Source organism: Cytophagales bacterium (assembly GCA_019456305.1).
GTDB lineage: Bacteria > Bacteroidota > Bacteroidia > Cytophagales > VRUD01 > VRUD01.
The window spans coordinates 53751-73635 of the sequence record VRUD01000002.1 but is presented as its reverse complement, the minus strand read 5'-3'; the positions used below and the strand labels follow the sequence as shown (position 1 = coordinate 73635).

The following is a 19885-nucleotide window of genomic DNA, read 5'->3' as shown; positions in this document are numbered from 1 at the left end:
TTATAATTTAATTTTGAATAATTCTTACCTTTCAGTCGTGGAAAAAATCATTAGTTTACCACGTGAAATTCTGCGCAGCAGAACATTTCACTGGGGTCATTACCAAATATGCTAAGAAATATCGTTCCTGCAATTTATCTTGCTCTGTTAATTGCTTATTGTATACTGCGTACTGCTCACTGCACTGCTCAACAATACAACTTTTCCTGGTATACCATAGAAAATGGATTACCGCAATCTCAGGTCTATGCATTATTGCAGGACAGTAAAGGTTATTTATGGATTGGAACTTACGGAGGCGGTTTATGTCGCTTTGATGGTACTAATTTCGTTATTTTCACTTCAAAAGACGGATTGGGTAATGATCGTATTTATTCAATCATGGAAGATTCAAAAGGAAATATCTGGATTGGCATGGACAGCGGTGGATTGGGGAAATATAAAGGCAGTAGCAGTGGCAGTTCTGGTGAAGAAAAGAATGATGATGTTAACAGAGACGCCCAAATTGGGCGTCTGTACTTTATTAATTATACCGTAAAAGATGGTTTAAATAGTAACATCATATTAAAAATAATAGAAGATCACAAGGGCGTGTTATGGTTAGCCACCACCAAAGGCATCTGTACTTACAATGGAAAGGAATTCACAAATTTCAGTAAAAAAAATAATTTGGAAGAAAGCCAGGTCTGGGCAGTGATGCAGGATAAAAACAATAATATATGGTTTGGGGTAAAATCAAGTTTATTCAGGTATAATTACCCTGATACGCTCCCCGACAAGAGACGCCCAAATTGGGCGTCTGTACATTCCAAAGGCAAAGCCCAAACATGGCAGGCGGGCGAGGCAGGCAAAAATATTGAAACTTTTACCACACAACAAGGCCTTGAACACAGATTTATTTGTGCTCTGCTTGAAGATAACAAAGGGTCTATTTGGATGGGCGACTATTATACAGGGGTGAGTTATTATAATGGCAAAAATTTTGAACATTATTCTGTAGCAGATGGATTGGCAGGTAATATGGTGCTTACTATAATTGAAGATGAAGTGGGAAATCTTTGGTTTGGCTGTAATGGTGGTGTTAGCAAATACGATCGTGCTGGTACATCCGATTTAAAATCGGGTGTAGGATTTAAAAATTACAGGGAGGAAAATGGATTAAGCGGAAATTCTGTAAGAAGCTTACTCGAAGATAATGAAGGCAACATCTGGATAGGGACAAGTGGAAGTGGTTTATGCAAATTCAGTGGGGATGCGTTTACTCATTATTATGAAAAAGATGGTATCATAAATCATAAAGTAAGTTCATTCACAGAAGATCAGGATGGAAATATCTGGTTTGCTACTGAAGGCGGGTTGAGTAAGCTTAGCTCCTCTCTAACTTTTACAAATTATACTACAAATGAAGGATTACCGGTCAATGTTGTCACTGTTTTGCTTAAGGATAGGAAAGGCAATATCTGGATAGGCACACCGGCAGGGCTATGCAAGTATGATCCTAAAAAAGAATTTAATGAATTGACCATTTTTACAAGAGATGACGGAATGATCACTAACAGAATTATTTCAATTGACGAAGACAGTGAAGGGTGTTTGTGGATTGGAACAAATGGTGGCGTTTCAAAGCTTGTCCTGGGCGACAGCGAGGGATCCCCTCCCATGTTTACTAATTTTACTTTAAATGATGGGTTAGTTCAAAGATATATAAATGATATATTAGTTGATAGTAAAGGAAATGTTTGGATGGCTTCATATGGTGGAATAAATAAATATGACGGTAAAACTATGAAAGGTTTTACTAAAAAAGACAATTTAGGTTTAGAAGGTACAATTGTTACAACGATACAGGAAGATAATGAAGGTAACGTCTGGTTTGGTGTTTTAGGAGGTGGTGTAAGCAAATATAATGATGAAAGAAAAGATGGTAAATATTTTCAAACCATTATGCAAGCCGATGGCTTAAGTTCCAATAGTGTTATTTCGATGGTAATAGATGAAGTGGGGTATCTTTGGGCCGGTACAAATAAAGGTATTGACAGATTTAATATCAATAAGTTTAACACTACAGGTGAAATTGAAATTAAGCATTATGGCAAATTAGAAGGATTTACAGGTATTGAATGCAATTCCATCTTTAGTGATACAAAAGGCAATTTATGGTTTGGAACTGTTAAGGGAATTACAAAATTTGATCCCCGAAAAGACAAAATAAATACCAACCAACCGAAAACACATATTACCAGGATTAGGCTTTTTTTAAAAGATTTTAACTATTTAAACTTTTCTGATAGTATTCATGCAAATACTGGGTTACCTTTTAATCTGAAACTTCCCTACTACAAAAATCATTTAACTTTTAATTTTGTTGGTATCAGTTTAACCATCCCTGAAAAAGTAAAATACCAATACAAGCTGGAAGGAATGGACAATGCCTGGTCCCCTCCCGGAAAGGAACATATTGCCACTTATTCCAATATTCCTCCAGGTAAATACACGATAAAGGTAAAAGCATGCAATAATGACGGTGTTTGGAACAAAGAACCCACCACCTTTTCCTTCATAGTCAAACCACCATACTGGGAAACAGGCTGGTTTTACAGCGCCCAACTGCTGTTTTTTATGCTTTTAATTGGCGGAACATTATTAGCCAGGCGCAGAGGAGTAAAAGACCGGACCGTTACTATCCTGGTTTATATTTGTTTGTTTATGATCTTTGAGTTTATTCAGAATTTGTGCGAACCTTTATATGAAGAATATGTCGGCAGCGCTCCTATCATAAAGACTTTTTTAAATTTGATACTGGCTTCAACTTTGCTGCCTGTGCAGTTGTTTTTGAGGAAATATCTGAGAGGTAAAGAGAAAAAACAAGGAGGAGTTGAAGATGGGTTGGTGTAGATTGATTTTTCATATATCCATGGTTCTAAATTTACAAATATGCTAAGAAATATCGTTCCTACAATTTATCTTGCTCTGTTAATTGCTTATTGCATACTGCGTACTGCTTACTGCTCTGCACAGCAATACAACTTCAAAAATTTTACGGTTGAAAATGGCCTGGCACAGTCGCAGGTAAATGCAATGTATGAAGACAGCAGGGGATACATCTGGTTTGCAACAGAAGGTGGTGTCAGCAGCTATGATGGTGTTTCTTTTAAAAACTTTACAACTGATGATGGCCTTGCCAATAACTTTGTTTATGCAATTATTGAAGACAACAAAGGGCGTATGTGGCTTGGGACAGATGGAGGTGTAAGCATCTTTGATGGAAAAGTTTTTAAGAATATCACTACTGAGTTTGGTTTGGTTGATAATACTGCCCTTGCCCTACTTAATGATAAAAGTGGAAATATCTGGATTGGAACACCGGCAGGTGTTAGTGTGCTGACTGCCAACCATACTACATTCCCAAAAGATACTTTTAAGATCACAAATTATACTAAAAATGAAGGCTTGAGCAATAGCTATGTCAACACCATTGTTAAAGATATGAATCAAAATATTTGGTTTGGCACCTGGGGTGGGGGAATAAATCTTTTATTAGCAGATTATTATCAAAATGAAGTGGCTAATCCGGATTTCATACACTTTACACGACAACAGGGTTTAAGCAATAATTTTGTAAGAGCCATACTCCCAGACAAAAAGGGAAATATCTGGGTCAGCAGTTGGAGAGGGGGGATTTCATATTTACCTGAAGAAAGTATTAATTTTTATAAAAGCAGTAATATTGATTCTTTGAATAATAACTTTACTAAACCTCAAAGGTTTAGTAAAGTTTCCTTTTTACCTTTTCCATTACAGGATGCCCTAAGTACCAACCGTGTCTGGGATATTTTTGAAGACAAGGCAGGTAATATCTGGTTCGGTCATGACGGTTTTGGTGTAGAAAAATATGATCCCCAAACCGGCGCTATTTTACGGTATCACGAGGGGCAAGGTTTATGTAATAACCATATCATTTCTATTATGGAAGACCGTGAGGGTAATCTTTGGTTTGGTGGATATAGCGGTGGAGCTTCTATGTTTAGTGGTAAGATTTTTACCTATCTAAACATTAAATCAGCGGTTTCCATTCATGAAGACAAATATGGGCAAATGTGGTTTGGCAACTGGGGTGGCGGTGTATTTAATTTTGATGGAAACAATTTTACACAATATTCATGGGATCAGGGAATCGGTGAAAGCGTTGTCCATGCTATTGTTGATGATAAGAACGGAGATATTTGGATTGGTACCTTAGGAGGAGGTATCAATAAATTAATTGAAAAAGACATCACCACACCGGGGAATAAGTTTCTAATTTATAAAAGAAAAAAATCCTGTGCCGATGGAAACAAAAACTGTATTGAACTTGATGGGCTGACAAGCGATCACATATTTTCAATGCTCGTGGATAGCAGGGGAAATTTATGGGTAGGTACTGAAGGAGGAGGCGCTGTTAAATTTTTATACTTGAATCCGGAATACTCCCTTTCAAACAAACCCGGTTCATTTATTAATTATAACACTCAAACAGGGATCATTGGGAACACTGTTAATAAAATTTATGAAGACAGCAAAGGAAGAATATGGCTTGGTACGAGCGAAGGTGTAAGTTTGCTCAACAAAGCAAGTGATGATATTTCCAACGAAAAATTCACGCATTTTATTAAAAAGGAGCATGTGAAGAAATTTAAAAAAAACTTACCCAATTTAGTAGGAAAATTTATTGAAGGTTTAAGCGACCACCGTGTTATATCAATTATTGAAGATAATTATCAAAATAGTTGGTTTGGCACTTATGGCGAGGGGATTTCAATATTGCATCCTGATAATTCATGGTCTTATATTACTACTAAAGACGGCTTAACCAATGCCGCAATTGTTTCCCTCATAGTTGATGATGAGGGAAATATCTGGGCAGGGACAAATAACGGGATCAACAAAATTATCCCGGATAGTAGTAATGGCTCTTATAAAATTAAACAATATTCTATATTAGATGGATTCAGGGGCGTTGAGTGTAATAATAATGCTGTTTACAGAGACTCAAAAGGAAATCTGTGGTTTGGTACAGTGAATGACGTCAACAAATATTCCCCTAAAGAAGATAAGCCTAATATGGTTGAGGCAAGAACATACATTACAGGAATAAAACTGTTTTTTGAAGAAGTAAACAGTGCAAAATGGCGCTCCCACTATCAGATTGATAGCTTTTCTCCCTGGTTTGCTTTACCCTTGAATTTGAAACTATCCTACAATCAAAATCATCTTACTTTTGATTTTGTCGGGATCAGTACTAAAATTCCGGAAAAAGTGCGATATCAGTGGATATTAGACGGGTTTGATCAACACTGGTCGCCAATTACAAAAAAAAATGAAGTAACCTATTCCAATATTCCGCCCGGAAAATACATCCTAAAAGTAAAAGCATGTAATAATGATGGAGTCTGGAATAAAAAGCCAACCACTTTTAGTTTTATCATCACCCCTCCTTTTTGGCAAACCTTATTGTTTTATATGCTATGTTTTATTACCGGTGGGAGCAGTATTTATGGTTTTTATAGTTGGCGTGTGAGAAATTTACAAAAGGCAAAAAAGAAGTTAGAGCATCAAGTGAAAATACGTACTGCTGAAGTTATGACGCAGAAAGAGGAAATACTAATGCAAAAAGAAGAATTAACGGTACAAAGAGATGAATTGAAAATAACGAATGAAGAGTTAAACTTTTTGAATGAGGAAATTGCTCAGACCAATGAAGTTATTGAACAAAGGAATAAGGATATTACAGATAGCATCAATTATGCAAAGTTGATACAAGAAGCTATTCTCCCTCCTGTTGATGTGGTCAATAAAGTTTTTCCGCAGTCATTCATTTTGTTTAAGCCAAAGGATATTGTGAGTGGAGATTTTTATTGGTTTAGCAGCCCCATCAGCCCCCCTCTAACTCCCCCCAAAGGGGGGAGAACTGGCCAACACTCTACCCTTCCCCAAGGCAAAAGCGATGGCAAAGTCCCCCCCTTTGGGGGGGATTTAGGGGGGACTGATAGGGGGGCCTCTTTTATTATAGCGGCAGTTGATTGCACCGGCCATGGCGTGCCCGGGGCCTTTATGAGCATGATAGGCAATGACCTGTTAAATGAAATAATAAATAAAAGGAAAATTAACCAACCGGCAAAGATATTGGGAGAGCTCAATGATGGTATTGTGAATGCCTTAAAACAAACAGGTGAGGGCTCTGAAACAAAAGATGGGATGGATATTGCTATTTGCAGTATAGGTGTAGTGAACGGGCATGCCCGTTCACTACAATATGCTGGCGCTTACAATCCTTTATACATAATTAGAAAAAACATCATCCACGAGCTGGGGGACTTGGGGCATAATGATAAAGTCCGCACCTTTGGTGATGATCTGTGTGAGGTCAAAGGCAACAGTTTTCCGATTGGCATTGATAAGGTGGGCGAAACAGATAGCAGGGGCAGAACAAAAATTTTTACAGACCATACCATTAATTTAAAAAAAGGGGACAGCATCTACCTGTTTTCAGATGGCTATGCTGATCAATTTGGTGGCTCTGAAGGAAGAAAGTTTTCCTACAAACGATTCAAAGAGCTTATCCTTGAAATACAGGATCTTTCAATGGAACAGCAGCGTGAAAAATTAGATATTACCTTTGAAAAATGGAAAGGCAATGAGGAGCAGATAGATGATGTGTTGGTTATTGGGATTAAAATTTAAATGGTTATCCGCTTTGTTATACCTAATAACTATACTTAGCATGATTCCCGAGTACTCGGGATGGATGCATGCAGTCATGCGCTAAATAAAACAGATAGGTATAAACAAACGGACAGTCATTAAAATTTAAGCAGGATGAAAAAATTACAAATCATATCCATTCTCCTATTTTTCCAGATTATCATCGGGATTTTGCTTTGTTCAACAATTTTTAATCTTGAATCATGGGCTCAATCTGTCCGCCCAGCAGAAGGGCAGCATAACTTTTCCTATTACACCGTAGAAAACGGCCTGGTGCAATCAGCCATTGAATGCATGTACCAGGACAGCAGGGGCTACATCTGGTTTGGCACCCATGGCGGTGTGAGCCGGTTTGACGGTAAAACTTTTAAAAATTTTACGGATAAAGCCGGCTTGCTCAATTACAGGGTACTTTCTATTGCTGAAGATCATGATGGGAATATGTGGTTCGGTACAACAAATGGCTTAAGTAAATTTGATGGTACAAAATTTACTGCTTATACAACTAAAAATGGATTACCCTATAATTTCGTCAGGTCATTGCTTGTAGATAAAGATGGAAATTTATGGGTTGGCACAAACAAGCTTATTTCATATTATTCGCAAGGTTCTACCATTGATCAAAAAGACTCAGCCCCGCAAACAGGCGGGGTTGATACAATTTTATTTAAAAATTATCAGATCAACAGCAAATATAAAAGCAACGTGATCGGTGCAATGATGCAGGATAATGAGGATAATCTGTGGTTTGGAGCATTGCGTGGCGGACTTTTTAAATATGATCCGAAAGGAACAACGGGTGATACTGTTATTAAGGTAAGCTCAATTGCAGCAAGCTTTGGAATTGTTGAAGATGATGATGGTAGTATTTGGTGTGTGTCCTGGAGTGGAAGCATAAAAAAATTTGACCCACATGGGCATGATGGAGATAACATCACAAGTTTTGCACTTGGTTCTCCAATGATCGGGTTGACAAAAGATGTTGAAGGCAATATCTGGATTGCAACATTTGAAAGAGGAATATTCAAATATGACGGTAAGGTTTTTACCAACTTTACAACAAAGCAGGGACTCCCTATTAATTCCACGTGGTCAATATTACATGATAGGGAAGGAAATATCTGGATTGGAACTTTTGGCAGTGACGTTTGTAAATATAATGGCGAAAAGTTTACTTATTATAATGAAGAAGTTGGATTGGTAAATAATACGATCAATGGGATTATTGAAGACCGTAATGGTAATAGTTGGTTCGCGACCGAAGGGGGGATCAGTAAGTATAGCCCCGATTCTTTAAGTGCTGACAATAGCGGGTTTACAAATTTTACTTCAATAGAGGGTTTGCCCATTAGCAGAATTACTTCCGTTGCAGAGGATAAAAACGGAGATATATGGTTTTCGCATGATATGGCGAGAACAGGAGGTTTTCAATTTCATAACAATGAATTGATTAGCGTTCCTTTCAATGGCTGGATGTGTGTTTATGAGGATCATTCAGGTAATATGTGGTTTGGCTCAGGAGGTGCCGGAGCATATAGATATGACGGAAAAAAGAAAGAGTATTTTAGAGTGGAAGGTGGCAGAAATCCGAATAGAATTTTATGCATCTATGAAGACATATCTTACAATATGTGGTTCGGAACCTATGGTGGTGGCGTCAATGTATTTAATGGGGATACTATTAAAAACATTTCTGCAAATGAAAGTTTCACTTATAAAGCAGTATTTAGTATCACCCAGGACCTGCAAGGCAATCTGTGGTTTGGAACTGACGGAGAAGGTATTTTTAAATGCAAATTTCATCATAAAAAAACTTTAGAAGTTATTGACAGCTTTACAACTCAAGATGGCTTAAGCAATGACATCATCGCATCACTAATTTTTGACCGTAGCGGAAATTTATGGGCTGCTACCGGTAGAGGGATTAATAAATTTGATGTAGCCCTTTACAACAAAACAGGCAAGAAAAAATTTAAACATTATGGTATACAAGAGGGTTTCAGGGGGACCGAATGTGGGTCTAATATCTGCATTGATAAAAAAGGAAATTTATGGTTTGGTACTACTAAAGGCGCAGTAAAATACAATCCCAATGCAGATATACCCAATACAATTGAGCCCTTAACACATATTACTGCAATAAAACTCTTCTCAGGTGAAGAAGATTGGCATCCTTACTGTGATTCTGTAAACAGCGGCATGCCAATTGGTTTAGTGCTACCCTACAACAAAAACCATCTCACCTTCGAATACATAGGTATCTCTCTGACCATACCTGAAAAAGTGCATTACCGTTATCAGCTTAAAGGATTTGATGAAAAATGGTCATCCGAAACTCAGGAAACACACTTCACATACTCCAACCTTAATCCGGGAAAATACACATTCAAGGTTATCGCCTGCAATAATGATGGTGTTTGGAATTGGAAACCTACAACCTTTTTCTTCACCATCAAACCACCTTACTGGCAATCCTGGTGGTTTTACAGCGCCGAGCTGCTGTTCTTCATGGCGCTCATCGGAGGCACCTTGATTGCCAGCCGTAAAGGTGCCGGAACACGCACAATCACCATACTCGTTTATATCTGTTTGTTTGTGATCTTTGAGTTTATCCAAAATTTATGTGAACCTTTGTACGAAGAATATGTTGGAAGCGCTCCTATCATCAAAACCTTGTTAAATTTGGTACTGGCTTCAACTTTGCTGCCGGTGCAGTTGTTTTTGAGGAAATATCTGAGAGGTAAACAGCAGAAAGGAAAGGATAAAGGGGAATTGATGTAAAGCGATTTTGTAAATCGCTAAAACGCAAACATTTACCCTGTAGAATAGCTTCGCTTCCCGATCTATTGGTAATTCCATAGGGTGAATGTTCTGAAGTATATTCCATTATGAAAATCAACACACTACTTATCCTTGCAGGCATTTTTTGGGGAGAAAAAATTACAGCCCAAACCTACAATCACTCCAGTAACAGGTTCAAAGTAATTAAAATAAAAGACACCCAATCAAAGTTCGATAATCTCACTACAGCAGACGGATTAAGCAACAATGAGATATTAGATATCTTCCAGGATAAATATGGGTTTTTGTGGATCGGAACCTATGAAGGATTAAATAAGTATGATGGATACCAGTTTCAAATTTACACTAACAAACCACATGATTCCACTACGATCTCTGACAACTATATTTCTTCCATCACAGAAGATATTTACGGTAATTTATGGATTGGTACTCTTAAAGGACTGAATAAATACGACAGGAACAATGAGCTGTTCATTAACTATTTCCATGATGTGGATAATAAAAATAGCTTAAGCGATAACTATGTAAGGGAAATCTATGCCGACAAAAGCGGAATACTATGGATTGAGACCGCAGATGGGGTGTTGAATAAGCTTGTCCTGAGCGACAGCAAAGGATCTGTTAATAAAGGAACTAGTGATAAAAAAAGAGATCCCTCCCCGCCTTTGGCGGGGCTCGGAACAAGGTTTAAACATTTTGAACATGGCAGTGAGTATAGACATCCAAATTATCCTGCACATCAAATATACGAAGACAAGGGAGGTAATTTGTGGATCGTGAGTTGTGGTATTGGTCTTATAAAATTTGATAGAGATGAGGAAACAATGAAAATATATGAGAGGGGCAGCAAAGAAATTCCCGGTATTAAAGGTGGATGTTTAAGTTGTATTTTAAATGATCGTTATGGAAACCTCTGGCTTGGGGATCAACATTGGTATACATATCTGGCAAATCGACCTGATTTTTTCAAACACTTTCCTAAACGTCAGGATTTTCAAAAATTCCCTGTCGGACCAGTGTATGATATAATTGAAGATAGGCGTGGATTGATCTGGTTTGGTGGTTATATGAGAGAAGAAGGAGTTTGTAGGTATGATGTTTTAAAAAACAAGCTATTATTCACTCCACATAATCAAAATGATCCGGGTTCACTAATTGATAATACTATCAATAAAATATACGAAGACAGAGCTGGAAATATTTGGATTGGAACCGGCCAGGGCATCAGCAAATACAGCAGGAACAAGTACAAATTTAAACATTACAGGCATATTGTTGGAGATAATAATTCCCTTTCATCAAACAGGATAAGAACAATAATAGAAGATGATGATGGAAATCTGTGGATCGGAACGGAAGATAAAGGACTGGACGTATTTGACCGCAAAAATGGAACTTTTAAAAATTACCGGTTTAATACGGCTAACACCAAAAGAGATCAAGTTCAAGTGATTTATAAAGATAGATCCGGCACTATGTGGGTTGGTTTGTGGGCAGCTAACAACGGATTGCTCAGGTATGATAAAAAAAACGATAGCTTTTTCATATATAATAATAACTATGACTGGATACATGATCTATTTGAAGACAGCAAAGGTAATTTTTGGGTTGGAATATGGGGAAATCAGGGTGTAAAATTGTTTGATAAACAAAAAGGCAAATATTACCAAAAACAACTTCATGAATTATCTTACCTGTATAGTTTATCAAAAAAAATATATGAAGACAGCAAAGGTTACCTTTGGGTTGGCACCACTGATGGAAAATTATGCCGCATGAACCTTGAAAACGATGAAGTAGAACATTTTATTTACAAACCCCATGATTCAACGACATTTTGGGGTGGGGGTGATGCGATAACTGTAATTTTTGAAGACAGCAGAGGTATTGTATGGATTGGTAGCAATGGGTTAAACAAGTTCAATAAAGAAAAAAGAAATTTCAGCCATTATACAACAGAAAACGGACTGCCCGGCAATAATATCGGAGGCATGCTGGAAGATGATCACGGCTATCTATGGATAAGCACTGATAAAGGTCTTGTGAAGTTTGACACCGAAAGAGAAACCTTTCGAATCTATACCGAATCTGACGGATTACAGAACAACGAATTTACCAAGGCACATTGCAAATTAAAAACAGGTGAGATGGTGTTTGGAGGCATGCACGGATTTAACATCTTTCATCCTGATAGTGTAGTGGACAACCCACACCTACCCCCCATCGCCATTACAAAATTTAAAGTTAAAAACAGGCAAATTGTTAAAGATCTCAATGAAAATAATAATGTTACGCTAAGCTATGATGAAAATAATTTCGTCTTTGAATTTGCTGCACTTGATTTTACAGACCCCCTGAAAAATCAATATGCCTACAAGCTGGCAGATTTTGACAAGGACTGGACCTATTGCGATGCCGGCAACAGAATTGCAAAATACACAAACATTGACCCTGGCGATTATGTTTTTAAGGTCAAAGCTTCCAATAATGACGGCATTTGGCAAAATGGGATCTTTGTTGCAATTACTATTACCCCGCCTTATTGGGAAACTGGCTGGTTCTACAGCGCACAGTTGCTGTTTTTTATGCTTTTGATAGGAGGTACTTTATTAGCAAGCCGTAAAGGCAGTAAAGGCAGAACAGTCACTATAATGGTGTATATCACATTATTCGTTATTTTTGAATTTATCCAAAATTTGTGCGAACCTTTGTACGAAGAATATGTTGGAAGCGCTCCTATCATCAAAACCTTGTTAAATTTGGTACTGGCTTCAACCTTGCTGCCGGTGCAGTTGTTTTTGAGGAGATATTTAAGAGGCAGGGATCTGAAAAATAAAAAGCAGGATGATGATATAGTTTGATAAATTTATAAATTTTCCCGTTTCAATTGAAAAAATACCCACAGAATATTTTTTGAAAATTTATTTGTATATTTGCAAAAGAGTATCTGTACATTTAAAAAACATCATATACCATGAGAGCAATTGAAACAACAGGGAATATTGATAGCAGTGGCATTCTGAAATTGAACAATCCTGTCAATTTGAAAAACAGCAAAAATGTCAGAGTAATTATTCTGATTAATGAAGAAAATGAAATAGAGGAAAAATTATGGAATAAAGCAATAAGTAATAATCCTGCCTTTGAATTCTTAAAAGCTAAAGAAGAAGATATATACTCTTTTAAAGACGGCAAACCTTATAATGAATAAAGGTAAGATAGTATTAGTTCCTTTTCCATTTACCGGAAACCTTCGGAAATCTCAGCTGGCCTGCCCCGCACATAAATTATTTTATTGATAATCTGCATTACAAATAATTGAAAGAATAACCACACTTCGCTTGTACACATATTTGGCATTCTCTCAAGCATTTACCATAACCCAAAATCCAAGTGTGTGTCCAAGCCCCACCGTTTTTAAAAGATGAAAGAAAAAAATAAAAAATATTTTAAGAGGTAATACAAATAGAAAATAGATTACCGCCATCTCAGGTCTATCCATTATGCCAGAACAGTAAAGGTTATTTGTATCCTCTAAAAAATTAACGGAAAAAAGTAATAGAACGCGGATGACACTGATTTAGCTGATTTGCGCTGATTTTTTATCTGTGATTATCCGTTTTATCAGCGTCATCAGCGTTCTATTTAGCGGATAGTTATGAGCGCCCTCTGTAGGACTCGAACCTACGACCTAATGATTAACAGTCATCCGCTCTAACCAACTGAGCTAAGAGGGCAATTAGAAATGCCTGAAATGACTAAAATTGGTCACTTTAGTTCATTTTCTGCAAAGGTAACAATATGGTTTTTATTTTACAATTATTTAAAAACGAAACTGTGAGTCCACTCTAAAAAGTCTTTTTTGCCACAAAAGCACCAAAGCACAAAATCCCACTAAAAATTAACTAATTGATTTTCAGGGTTTTGTGGGATTTAGTGCTTTGGTGTTTTAGTGGCATTTTTATTTTTTGGACTTATTAGAGTGTACTCAACTGTTAATTGTAAAAACTTGCTCCCTTCGCAGCCATTTTTTTCAACCCGTCAGTAGGTTTAAAACGCTTGCCATATTTATCAGCCAAAACATTACATTCTTCCACAAATTGTTTCAAGCCTATCATATCAATATAAGACAATGCACCACCGGTGTAAGGCGGAAAGCCAATGCCCAGGATAGAGCCGATATCAGCATCTGCAGGGGTTGTAACGATGTGCTCCTCAAATGCCTTTACTGCCTCAAGCGCCTGGATATGCAAGAAGCGTTTTCCAACTTCTCTTGCATCCGGCTGCTTGTCAGCCAAAGGAAAATATTTTGACAGCTCAGGCCAAAGGTATTTTTTCTCACCGTTCGGATATTCATAAAACCCCTTGCCTTCCTTTTTACCTGATCGCTTAAATTCCTCAATAAATCTATTCATTACTTTGATAGCAGCGCCATCATGTTTTTGCCCGGTATCCTTTTCGGTTTGTTTGTTGATCTTATAGAGCAGGTCAATGCTTACCTCATCGGTGATTGCCAGCGGGCCAACCGGCATGCCGGCCTGCTTACCGGCATTTTCTATGAATGCAGGAGAAATACCTTCGGCAAGGCACTCAAAACCCTCAAACAGGTAAGTCCTGAAAACCCTTGATGTAAAAAAGCCCCTTCCATCGTTAACCACAATGGGCGTTTTCTTAATTCGCCTGATATAATCTATTGCCATAGCAATAGCATAATCCGAAGTCTTTTTGCCGATGATGATCTCCACCAATTGCATTTTATCTACAGGCGAAAAAAAATGAAGACCGATGAAGTTTTCGGGCCTTGAGGATGCTTCTGCCAAACCGGTAATAGGCAGGGTAGAGGTATTGGAAGCAAATACAGCTTTTGAAGACATTACGGATTCAGATTCTTTGGTAACCGCTGCTTTTAGCTCCCGGTTCTCAAATACAGCCTCAATGACTAATTGACAATCTGCTAAATCCTTTGGGTTATCTGTTGTATGAATTTTGCTCAGCACTTCATCTATCTTTTCCTGTGTGATCCTTTTTTTGGAAAGCCGTTTTGACAACAGGTCAGCAGAATACTTTTTCCCTTTTTCCGCAGCTTCTTTAGACACATCCTTTAAAACAACATCCAGGCCCGCCATTGCAGAAACATAGGCGATACCTGCACCCATCATTCCGGCACCCAGGATGCCCACTTTTAAAAAAACGGTTTTGGGAATGTTTGCCGGACGAGCCGCTCCCTTGTTGGCTTCATTCATGCTGAAGAACAAGGTACGGATCATGTTTTTGGATTCTTTTGACAACACGCACTTAGTAAGATAGCGGGACTCAACAACCAAAGCCCGGTCAAAAGGCAATTGCAACCCTTCAAACACACAGTTCAGAATAGCGTGAGGGGCAGGGTAATTGCCATATGTTTTTTTCAGCACCAAACCGGCAGTTGCACCAAAAACCATAGCACTATTGGGCGTTTGCACACCACCCCCGGGTATTTTAAATTTTTCCTGGTCCCAGGGTTGAACAGCATTTCCGACTTCTTGCAGCCACTTTTTTGCTGCGGGGAGCAATTCTTCGGGAGTTAACACAAGCTCATCCACCATTCCGGTTTCGAGCGCTTGTCCTGGCCTCATTCTCCTGCCTTCCATGAGAGGTTGTAAAGATGGTTGTATCCCGATCATCCTCGGCAAACGCTGTGTGCCTCCGCCTCCGGGCAATAATCCCAGCGTCACTTCAGGTAAGCCGATCTGTATCCTGGGATCATTGACAGCAATACGATGGTGGCACGCGAGGCATACTTCATAGCCGCCTCCCAGTGCAGTTCCGTTGATGGCAGCCACCACCGGCTTGCCACCCGTTTCCATTTTGCGAAGCATGGCATGGAATTTTCCGGAAATCTTCATGATCTCCTTTGCGTCATTTAAAGAGAATATCAACTTCAGGTCTCCGCCAACGATAAAATCCTGCTTACTTGAGGTAATGATGATCCCTTTTACAGATTTGTCGGCAAGCGCTTCGTTGATGTGCTTTTCAAAAGCGCTGATGGATGCCCTATTGAGCACATTGACAGCAGTATCCGGCATGTTGAAGCTGATAATGGCGATGCCGTTCGGATCTTTGGTGTAATCTATCATTGTTTTGGTTTGATTTTTAAATTTAGAATATCAATAATCATTGTATTAATTCTTTGTATAATTTTAGTTTCTAATGTGCCTATTTTATTTTTCAATCTCTTTTTATCAATCGCTCTTATTTGAAACACTAAGGCAATGGAATTTGAATTTAAACCATTTTTGTTTGAAAGTTTTATTTCAATTGTGTGAGGAAATCTCAATGCTTGAAGATTAGAAGTAAAAGGAAGAATTATCACTATATTTGCTTCCAATACTGATAAGATAAGGGCTGGTCTTGTGCCACGCTGTTCACGACCATTAACAGGTGGAATCTCAATTAACCAGATTTCACCTTTTTTCATAATATATTCTCAAAATTTTCAAGAGCTTCATCACTCAACATATCCCATTCTTTAAACTCACTTTTTAATTGCATTTGTTTCTGGATAGTATCAAGGTAAAACAAAATAGCTCTTTCTATAATATCTTTTTCACTGAAGCCTGATATATCTGAAACCTGCTTAAGTTTTTTATCTATTTCTGTAGAAATTTGGATTTGCATATTATTCATGATTATAAATAAAGTTGATTTAAGAATAATCAAAAATACAACTTTTCCATTAAATTATAATTGTTAATACGCTTTTTTTATCAATGTTGAATACATTTGTTTTTATCATTAGGTTCCAGCAAATCCCATAAATTCCCATACAAATCTTCAAAAACAGCTACAGTTCCATATTCTTCTTCCTTTGGTGTACGTACAAAGTGGATTTCCCTTTTCAACATTTTATTGTAATCTCTCCAAAAATCATCTGTAAACAAAAAAAGGAACACCCGGCCACCGGTTTGATTACCTATAGATGCATATTGCTTATCATCAACGGCTTTCGCAAGTAATAGACAACATTCTTTTGCTCCCGGAGGCGCAATCATCACCCAACGTTTAGTTTCACTCAGTTTTGTATCTTCTATAAGTTCGAAATCTAATTTCTCCGTATAAAATTTAATAGCTTCATCGTAATCATTTACTAATAGGGCTATATGTGCTATTCTTTGTTTCACAAACTATATTCATGCTTACCACCTACTTCTATCTCTCCTATAAGGTAAGTTTTTGCTTTTCCGCTAATTTCAACTCTATCATCCAGGAATTTACATTTTAACTCGCCTCTTCTCTTCGAAAGTTGTATAGCAGTTAATTCATTTTTGCCAAGTTTTGGAGCCCAATAGGATGTCATAGTTGTATGTGCTGAACCTGTTACAGGATCTTCATCGATTCCCATTTTAGGAAAAAAGCATCTTGAAACAAAGTCTGACCGGTCTCCTTTAGCAGTAACTATTAGTCCCTCCGAATCAAGTTTTAATATGGTTTGAAAATCAGGTTTTAATTGCTCAACCTCATTTTGGGAATTCAGGATTATCATATGGCTTGCCTGACTCCTGTAAGTTTCAATGGGGGTGATATTCAGCGCTTCTATAATTATTTGCGGGGTTTGGATCTTTTCGATATGGCCGGCAGGAAAATTAAGTGTCAATAAACCATTTTCTTTTTTAACAGTTAGTTCCCCACTTTTTGATTGAAAAATTATTTTGTCTTTGTCATACTTCGTGTAGTTAAATATAACCCAGGCAGAAGCTAATGTTGCATGTCCGCATAAGCTTACTTCGGTAGTGGGGGTAAACCATTTTATATCAAATTCACCATTATGTTTAACATAAAATGCTGTTTCAGCAAGATTATTTTCTGCTGCAATGTTTTGCAAAATATTTTCAGGCAACCATTCCTCTAATGGACAAACAGCCGCGGGATTCCCGCTAAATAATTTGTCAGTAAAAGCGTCAATCTGGTATATTTTTAATTTCATTGCCAGAACCAAAATTTTAGTTCATGGTTTTTGGTTTTTAGTTTTAGTTATTTGGTTGTTAGTTTTAGTTCATTAGTTCAATAGTTTGCTAATGCCGGACTCATGGCACGACCAACAAACTAAAAAACTATAACCAGAAACTATCAAACCATAACCAAAAACTAACAACCAAAAACTAAATATTTTGCCCCCGAGCACTCGGGGTCAGAATTTTAAATGTTAGACACTAAACATCATATATCTTCTCCACCAGATCCTTATACTTTTCCATAATGTTCCTTCGTTTCAGCTTCATGGTAGGGGTTAGTTCTTTTGTTTCAACGGTCCATTCACTGGGTAGGAGCTCAAATTTTTTGATCTGCTCGGTATGTCCGAAATTTTGGTTCATCTGCCCGGTTATTTCCTCGTATTTGCCAACCACTTTGGGGTCTTTAACAAGCTCCTCTTTTGATGAATAAGCAATGTTATTTTTTGAGCACCAATCTTCAAGATTGGCAAAAGATGGGGTGATGAGCGCAGTGACAAATTTGCGGTTCTCACCAAGCACCATCATCTGGTCTATAAAGACCGATTCTTTAAATTTATTTTCAATCGGCTGCGGGGCAACGTATTTACCGCCCGAAGTTTTGAACAGCTCTTTTTTCCTGTCGGTTATCTTTAAGAACTTTTCATCTACAAATATGCCTATATCACCTGTGTGGAACCAGCCGTCCTGATCAATGACCTCTTTGGTCAGATCATCTCTTTTATAATATCCCATCATCACGTTAGGCCCTTTAGAGAGAATTTCGCCATCTTCGGCAATTTTAACTTCCACATCCTGGATAACGGCGCCTACAGTGCCAAATTTTCTGGATTCAAATTCTAAACAGTTTGTAGATATTACAGGTGAAGTCTCGGTGAGGCCATAACCTTCCAGGATATGAATATTGCCTGCAGTAAAAACCCTTGCCAGCCTGGCTTGCAGCGCTGCACCTCCTGAAATAATACAAACGATATTACCGCCCAAAGCTTCACGCCATTTACTGAAAATCAGCTTATTGGCCAATTTTAACTTGAAACGATACCACCAGCTTTTTCCTTGCAGCTCATACTCCAGGCCAAGGTTTACTGCCCAGAAAAACAATTTTCTTTTTATCCCTGTCAGCTCCAGTCCTTTCTGATTGATCTTATCATATACTTTTTCCAAAAGCATTGGAACGGTAGTAAAAAAATGTGGATGTATCTCTTTCAGATTATCTGCGATCGTATCCTTGCTTTCTGCATAATAGATAGAAACACCTGCGTACATGTAAACGTAGGAGGCCATGCGTTCAAAAGAATGATTAAGAGGCAGAAAGCTCAATGCTTTATGTGTATGATCTATAGGCAGCATGTCTATGGTTGCCAAAAGGTTGCTTATAATATTGCTATGCGAAAGCATTACGCCTTTGGGAGTCCCGGTAGTACCGGAAGTGTATATGATCGTAGCTAAACCATCAGGCTTGATCGTTGCGCTTATTTCATCAATTTTTGATCTTTCTCCATCAATAGCCAGCTCTAAAACTTCCGTCCAGTGGTTGGCTCCCTGCACCCTGTTAAAAGTATAGATCTCTCTCAGGCTGGGAACATCTTTTTTAATGCTGTTGACTTTTTTATACAGGTCTTCATCAGAAACAAAGACGATTTGCACTTCTGCATCATTGAGGCAAAATTTATACTCATCTTCACTGATATTGGGATATAGCGGTACGTTGATGGCGCCAGTCTGAAGAATGCCAATATCCACAAAGTTCCATTCAGGCCGGTTGTTGGAAACAATGGCCACCTTGTCATCTTTTTTTATGCCAAGCGCTAATAGCCCCAGGCTGATTTGTGCGGCATGTTCGATAAAATCTTCAGTACTGTATTTAACCCATTTGCCATCTACCTTAGCAGCCAGAGCATCTTCCTGTGGATACTTTTCAAGCTGGTAAGCAGGAATGTCGAATAATCTTTTTACTTCCATGTTCTTAGTTGTTGATTTAGTGATTTGTTGATTTATTTTTCATACCTTTCTATCCTAACTTTTTTTACTTCTTTAACTATATCATTCATTGTCAGTTCATTTTTTTTTACTTTTGCCGATACATTTTTTGCCCTTATTAATAAATTATCTTTTTCTAACCCCTTTTTCTCTCCTTTTTTACTCAATTCTTTGTCTATTTCACCTCTCAATTTTTCCCATTCTGCAACAGGCAATTGTTTTAAAAGATTAAAGACTTGTTGGTAAATGATATTTAGTTTTAATTCCATAATTTATATTTTATTTCCACATTTTTTTTTACATATATTCTTTAAAATCTTCCAACATCCAACACCTGCCCGCCAAAGGCCTATGGCAGGCGGGTCCGACAT

12 protein-coding genes and 1 tRNA gene are annotated in these 19885 nt (G+C 37.8%); 5 read left to right on the top strand and 8 right to left on the bottom strand.

Features of this window, described 5'->3' with window-relative positions:
- The first annotated feature begins 108 nt into the window (after positions 1-108).
- The 5 genes from FVQ77_00785 (at position 109) to FVQ77_00765 (ending at position 12757) form a co-directional block, all read left to right on the top strand.
- Complete coding sequence (locus FVQ77_00785) at positions 109-2895, top strand: hypothetical protein (protein MBW8048882.1); 2787 nt, start codon at positions 109-111, stop codon at positions 2893-2895.
- A gap of 39 nt (positions 2896-2934) precedes the next feature.
- Entirely contained in the window at positions 2935-6720 is a 3786-nt protein-coding gene (locus FVQ77_00780; GenBank protein MBW8048881.1) for a SpoIIE family protein phosphatase, read from the top strand.
- Between the two features lie 135 nt (positions 6721-6855).
- Positions 6856-9522, top strand: coding sequence for a hypothetical protein (locus tag FVQ77_00775; GenBank protein MBW8048880.1), 2667 nt, complete (start codon positions 6856-6858; stop codon positions 9520-9522).
- A 107-nt stretch (positions 9523-9629) separates the two neighbouring features.
- Complete coding sequence (locus FVQ77_00770) at positions 9630-12407, top strand: hypothetical protein (protein ID MBW8048879.1); 2778 nt, start codon at positions 9630-9632, stop codon at positions 12405-12407.
- Between the two features lie 113 nt (positions 12408-12520).
- On the top strand, positions 12521-12757 hold the full coding sequence (locus FVQ77_00765) for a hypothetical protein (GenBank protein ID MBW8048878.1): 237 nt from the start codon (positions 12521-12523) through the stop codon (positions 12755-12757).
- Between the two features lie 452 nt (positions 12758-13209).
- On the opposite strand, the gene FVQ77_00760 is transcribed toward FVQ77_00765, so the two are convergent.
- From FVQ77_00760 to FVQ77_00725, 8 genes are all read right to left on the bottom strand, one after another.
- Positions 13210-13283: transfer RNA gene (locus FVQ77_00760), tRNA-Asn, on the bottom strand.
- Positions 13284-13541: 258 nt separating this feature from the next.
- Positions 13542-15662 (bottom strand): 3-hydroxyacyl-CoA dehydrogenase, encoded by a 2121-nt coding sequence (locus tag FVQ77_00755; protein MBW8048877.1) that lies wholly within the window; start codon positions 15660-15662, stop codon positions 13542-13544.
- Positions 15659-16003, bottom strand: a complete 345-nt coding sequence (locus FVQ77_00750) for a type II toxin-antitoxin system PemK/MazF family toxin (protein ID MBW8048876.1) — start codon at positions 16001-16003, stop codon at positions 15659-15661. Before FVQ77_00750 ends, FVQ77_00755 begins: the two co-directional genes overlap by 4 nt.
- Complete coding sequence (locus tag FVQ77_00745) at positions 16000-16212, bottom strand: hypothetical protein (protein MBW8048875.1); 213 nt, start codon at positions 16210-16212, stop codon at positions 16000-16002. The genes FVQ77_00750 and FVQ77_00745 overlap by 4 nt, the downstream gene beginning before the upstream one ends.
- Before the next feature lie 80 nt (positions 16213-16292).
- The gene (locus FVQ77_00740; protein ID MBW8048874.1) at positions 16293-16706 is read right to left on the bottom strand and encodes a VOC family protein; all 414 of its coding nucleotides are present in this window, start codon (positions 16704-16706) and stop codon (positions 16293-16295) included.
- The gene (locus FVQ77_00735; protein ID MBW8048873.1) at positions 16703-17509 is read right to left on the bottom strand and encodes a PhzF family phenazine biosynthesis protein; all 807 of its coding nucleotides are present in this window, start codon (positions 17507-17509) and stop codon (positions 16703-16705) included. The genes FVQ77_00740 and FVQ77_00735 overlap by 4 nt, the downstream gene beginning before the upstream one ends.
- 226 nt (positions 17510-17735) lie before the next feature.
- Positions 17736-19496, bottom strand: coding sequence for a long-chain fatty acid--CoA ligase (locus FVQ77_00730; protein MBW8048872.1), 1761 nt, complete (start codon positions 19494-19496; stop codon positions 17736-17738).
- A gap of 32 nt (positions 19497-19528) precedes the next feature.
- Positions 19529-19783: a hypothetical protein gene (locus tag FVQ77_00725; GenBank protein ID MBW8048871.1), complete on the bottom strand. Its 255-nt coding sequence runs from the start codon at positions 19781-19783 to the stop codon at positions 19529-19531.
- Between the last annotated feature and the right edge of the window lie 102 nt (positions 19784-19885).

Coding starts and splice junctions, on each gene's coding strand:
- FVQ77_00755 (MBW8048877.1), bottom strand. CDS start 15,662: ATGATAGATTACACCAAAGATCCGAACGGCATCGCCATTATCAGCTTC.
- FVQ77_00735 (MBW8048873.1), bottom strand. CDS start 17,509: ATGAAATTAAAAATATACCAGATTGACGCTTTTACTGACAAATTATTT.
- FVQ77_00765 (MBW8048878.1), top strand. CDS start 12,521: ATGAGAGCAATTGAAACAACAGGGAATATTGATAGCAGTGGCATTCTG.
- FVQ77_00730 (MBW8048872.1), bottom strand. CDS start 19,496: ATGGAAGTAAAAAGATTATTCGACATTCCTGCTTACCAGCTTGAAAAG.
- FVQ77_00750 (MBW8048876.1), bottom strand. CDS start 16,003: ATGAAAAAAGGTGAAATCTGGTTAATTGAGATTCCACCTGTTAATGGT.
- FVQ77_00785 (MBW8048882.1), top strand. CDS start 109: ATGCTAAGAAATATCGTTCCTGCAATTTATCTTGCTCTGTTAATTGCT.
- FVQ77_00745 (MBW8048875.1), bottom strand. CDS start 16,212: ATGAATAATATGCAAATCCAAATTTCTACAGAAATAGATAAAAAACTT.
- FVQ77_00780 (MBW8048881.1), top strand. CDS start 2,935: ATGCTAAGAAATATCGTTCCTACAATTTATCTTGCTCTGTTAATTGCT.
- FVQ77_00725 (MBW8048871.1), bottom strand. CDS start 19,783: ATGGAATTAAAACTAAATATCATTTACCAACAAGTCTTTAATCTTTTA.
- FVQ77_00775 (MBW8048880.1), top strand. CDS start 6,856: ATGAAAAAATTACAAATCATATCCATTCTCCTATTTTTCCAGATTATC.
- FVQ77_00770 (MBW8048879.1), top strand. CDS start 9,630: ATGAAAATCAACACACTACTTATCCTTGCAGGCATTTTTTGGGGAGAA.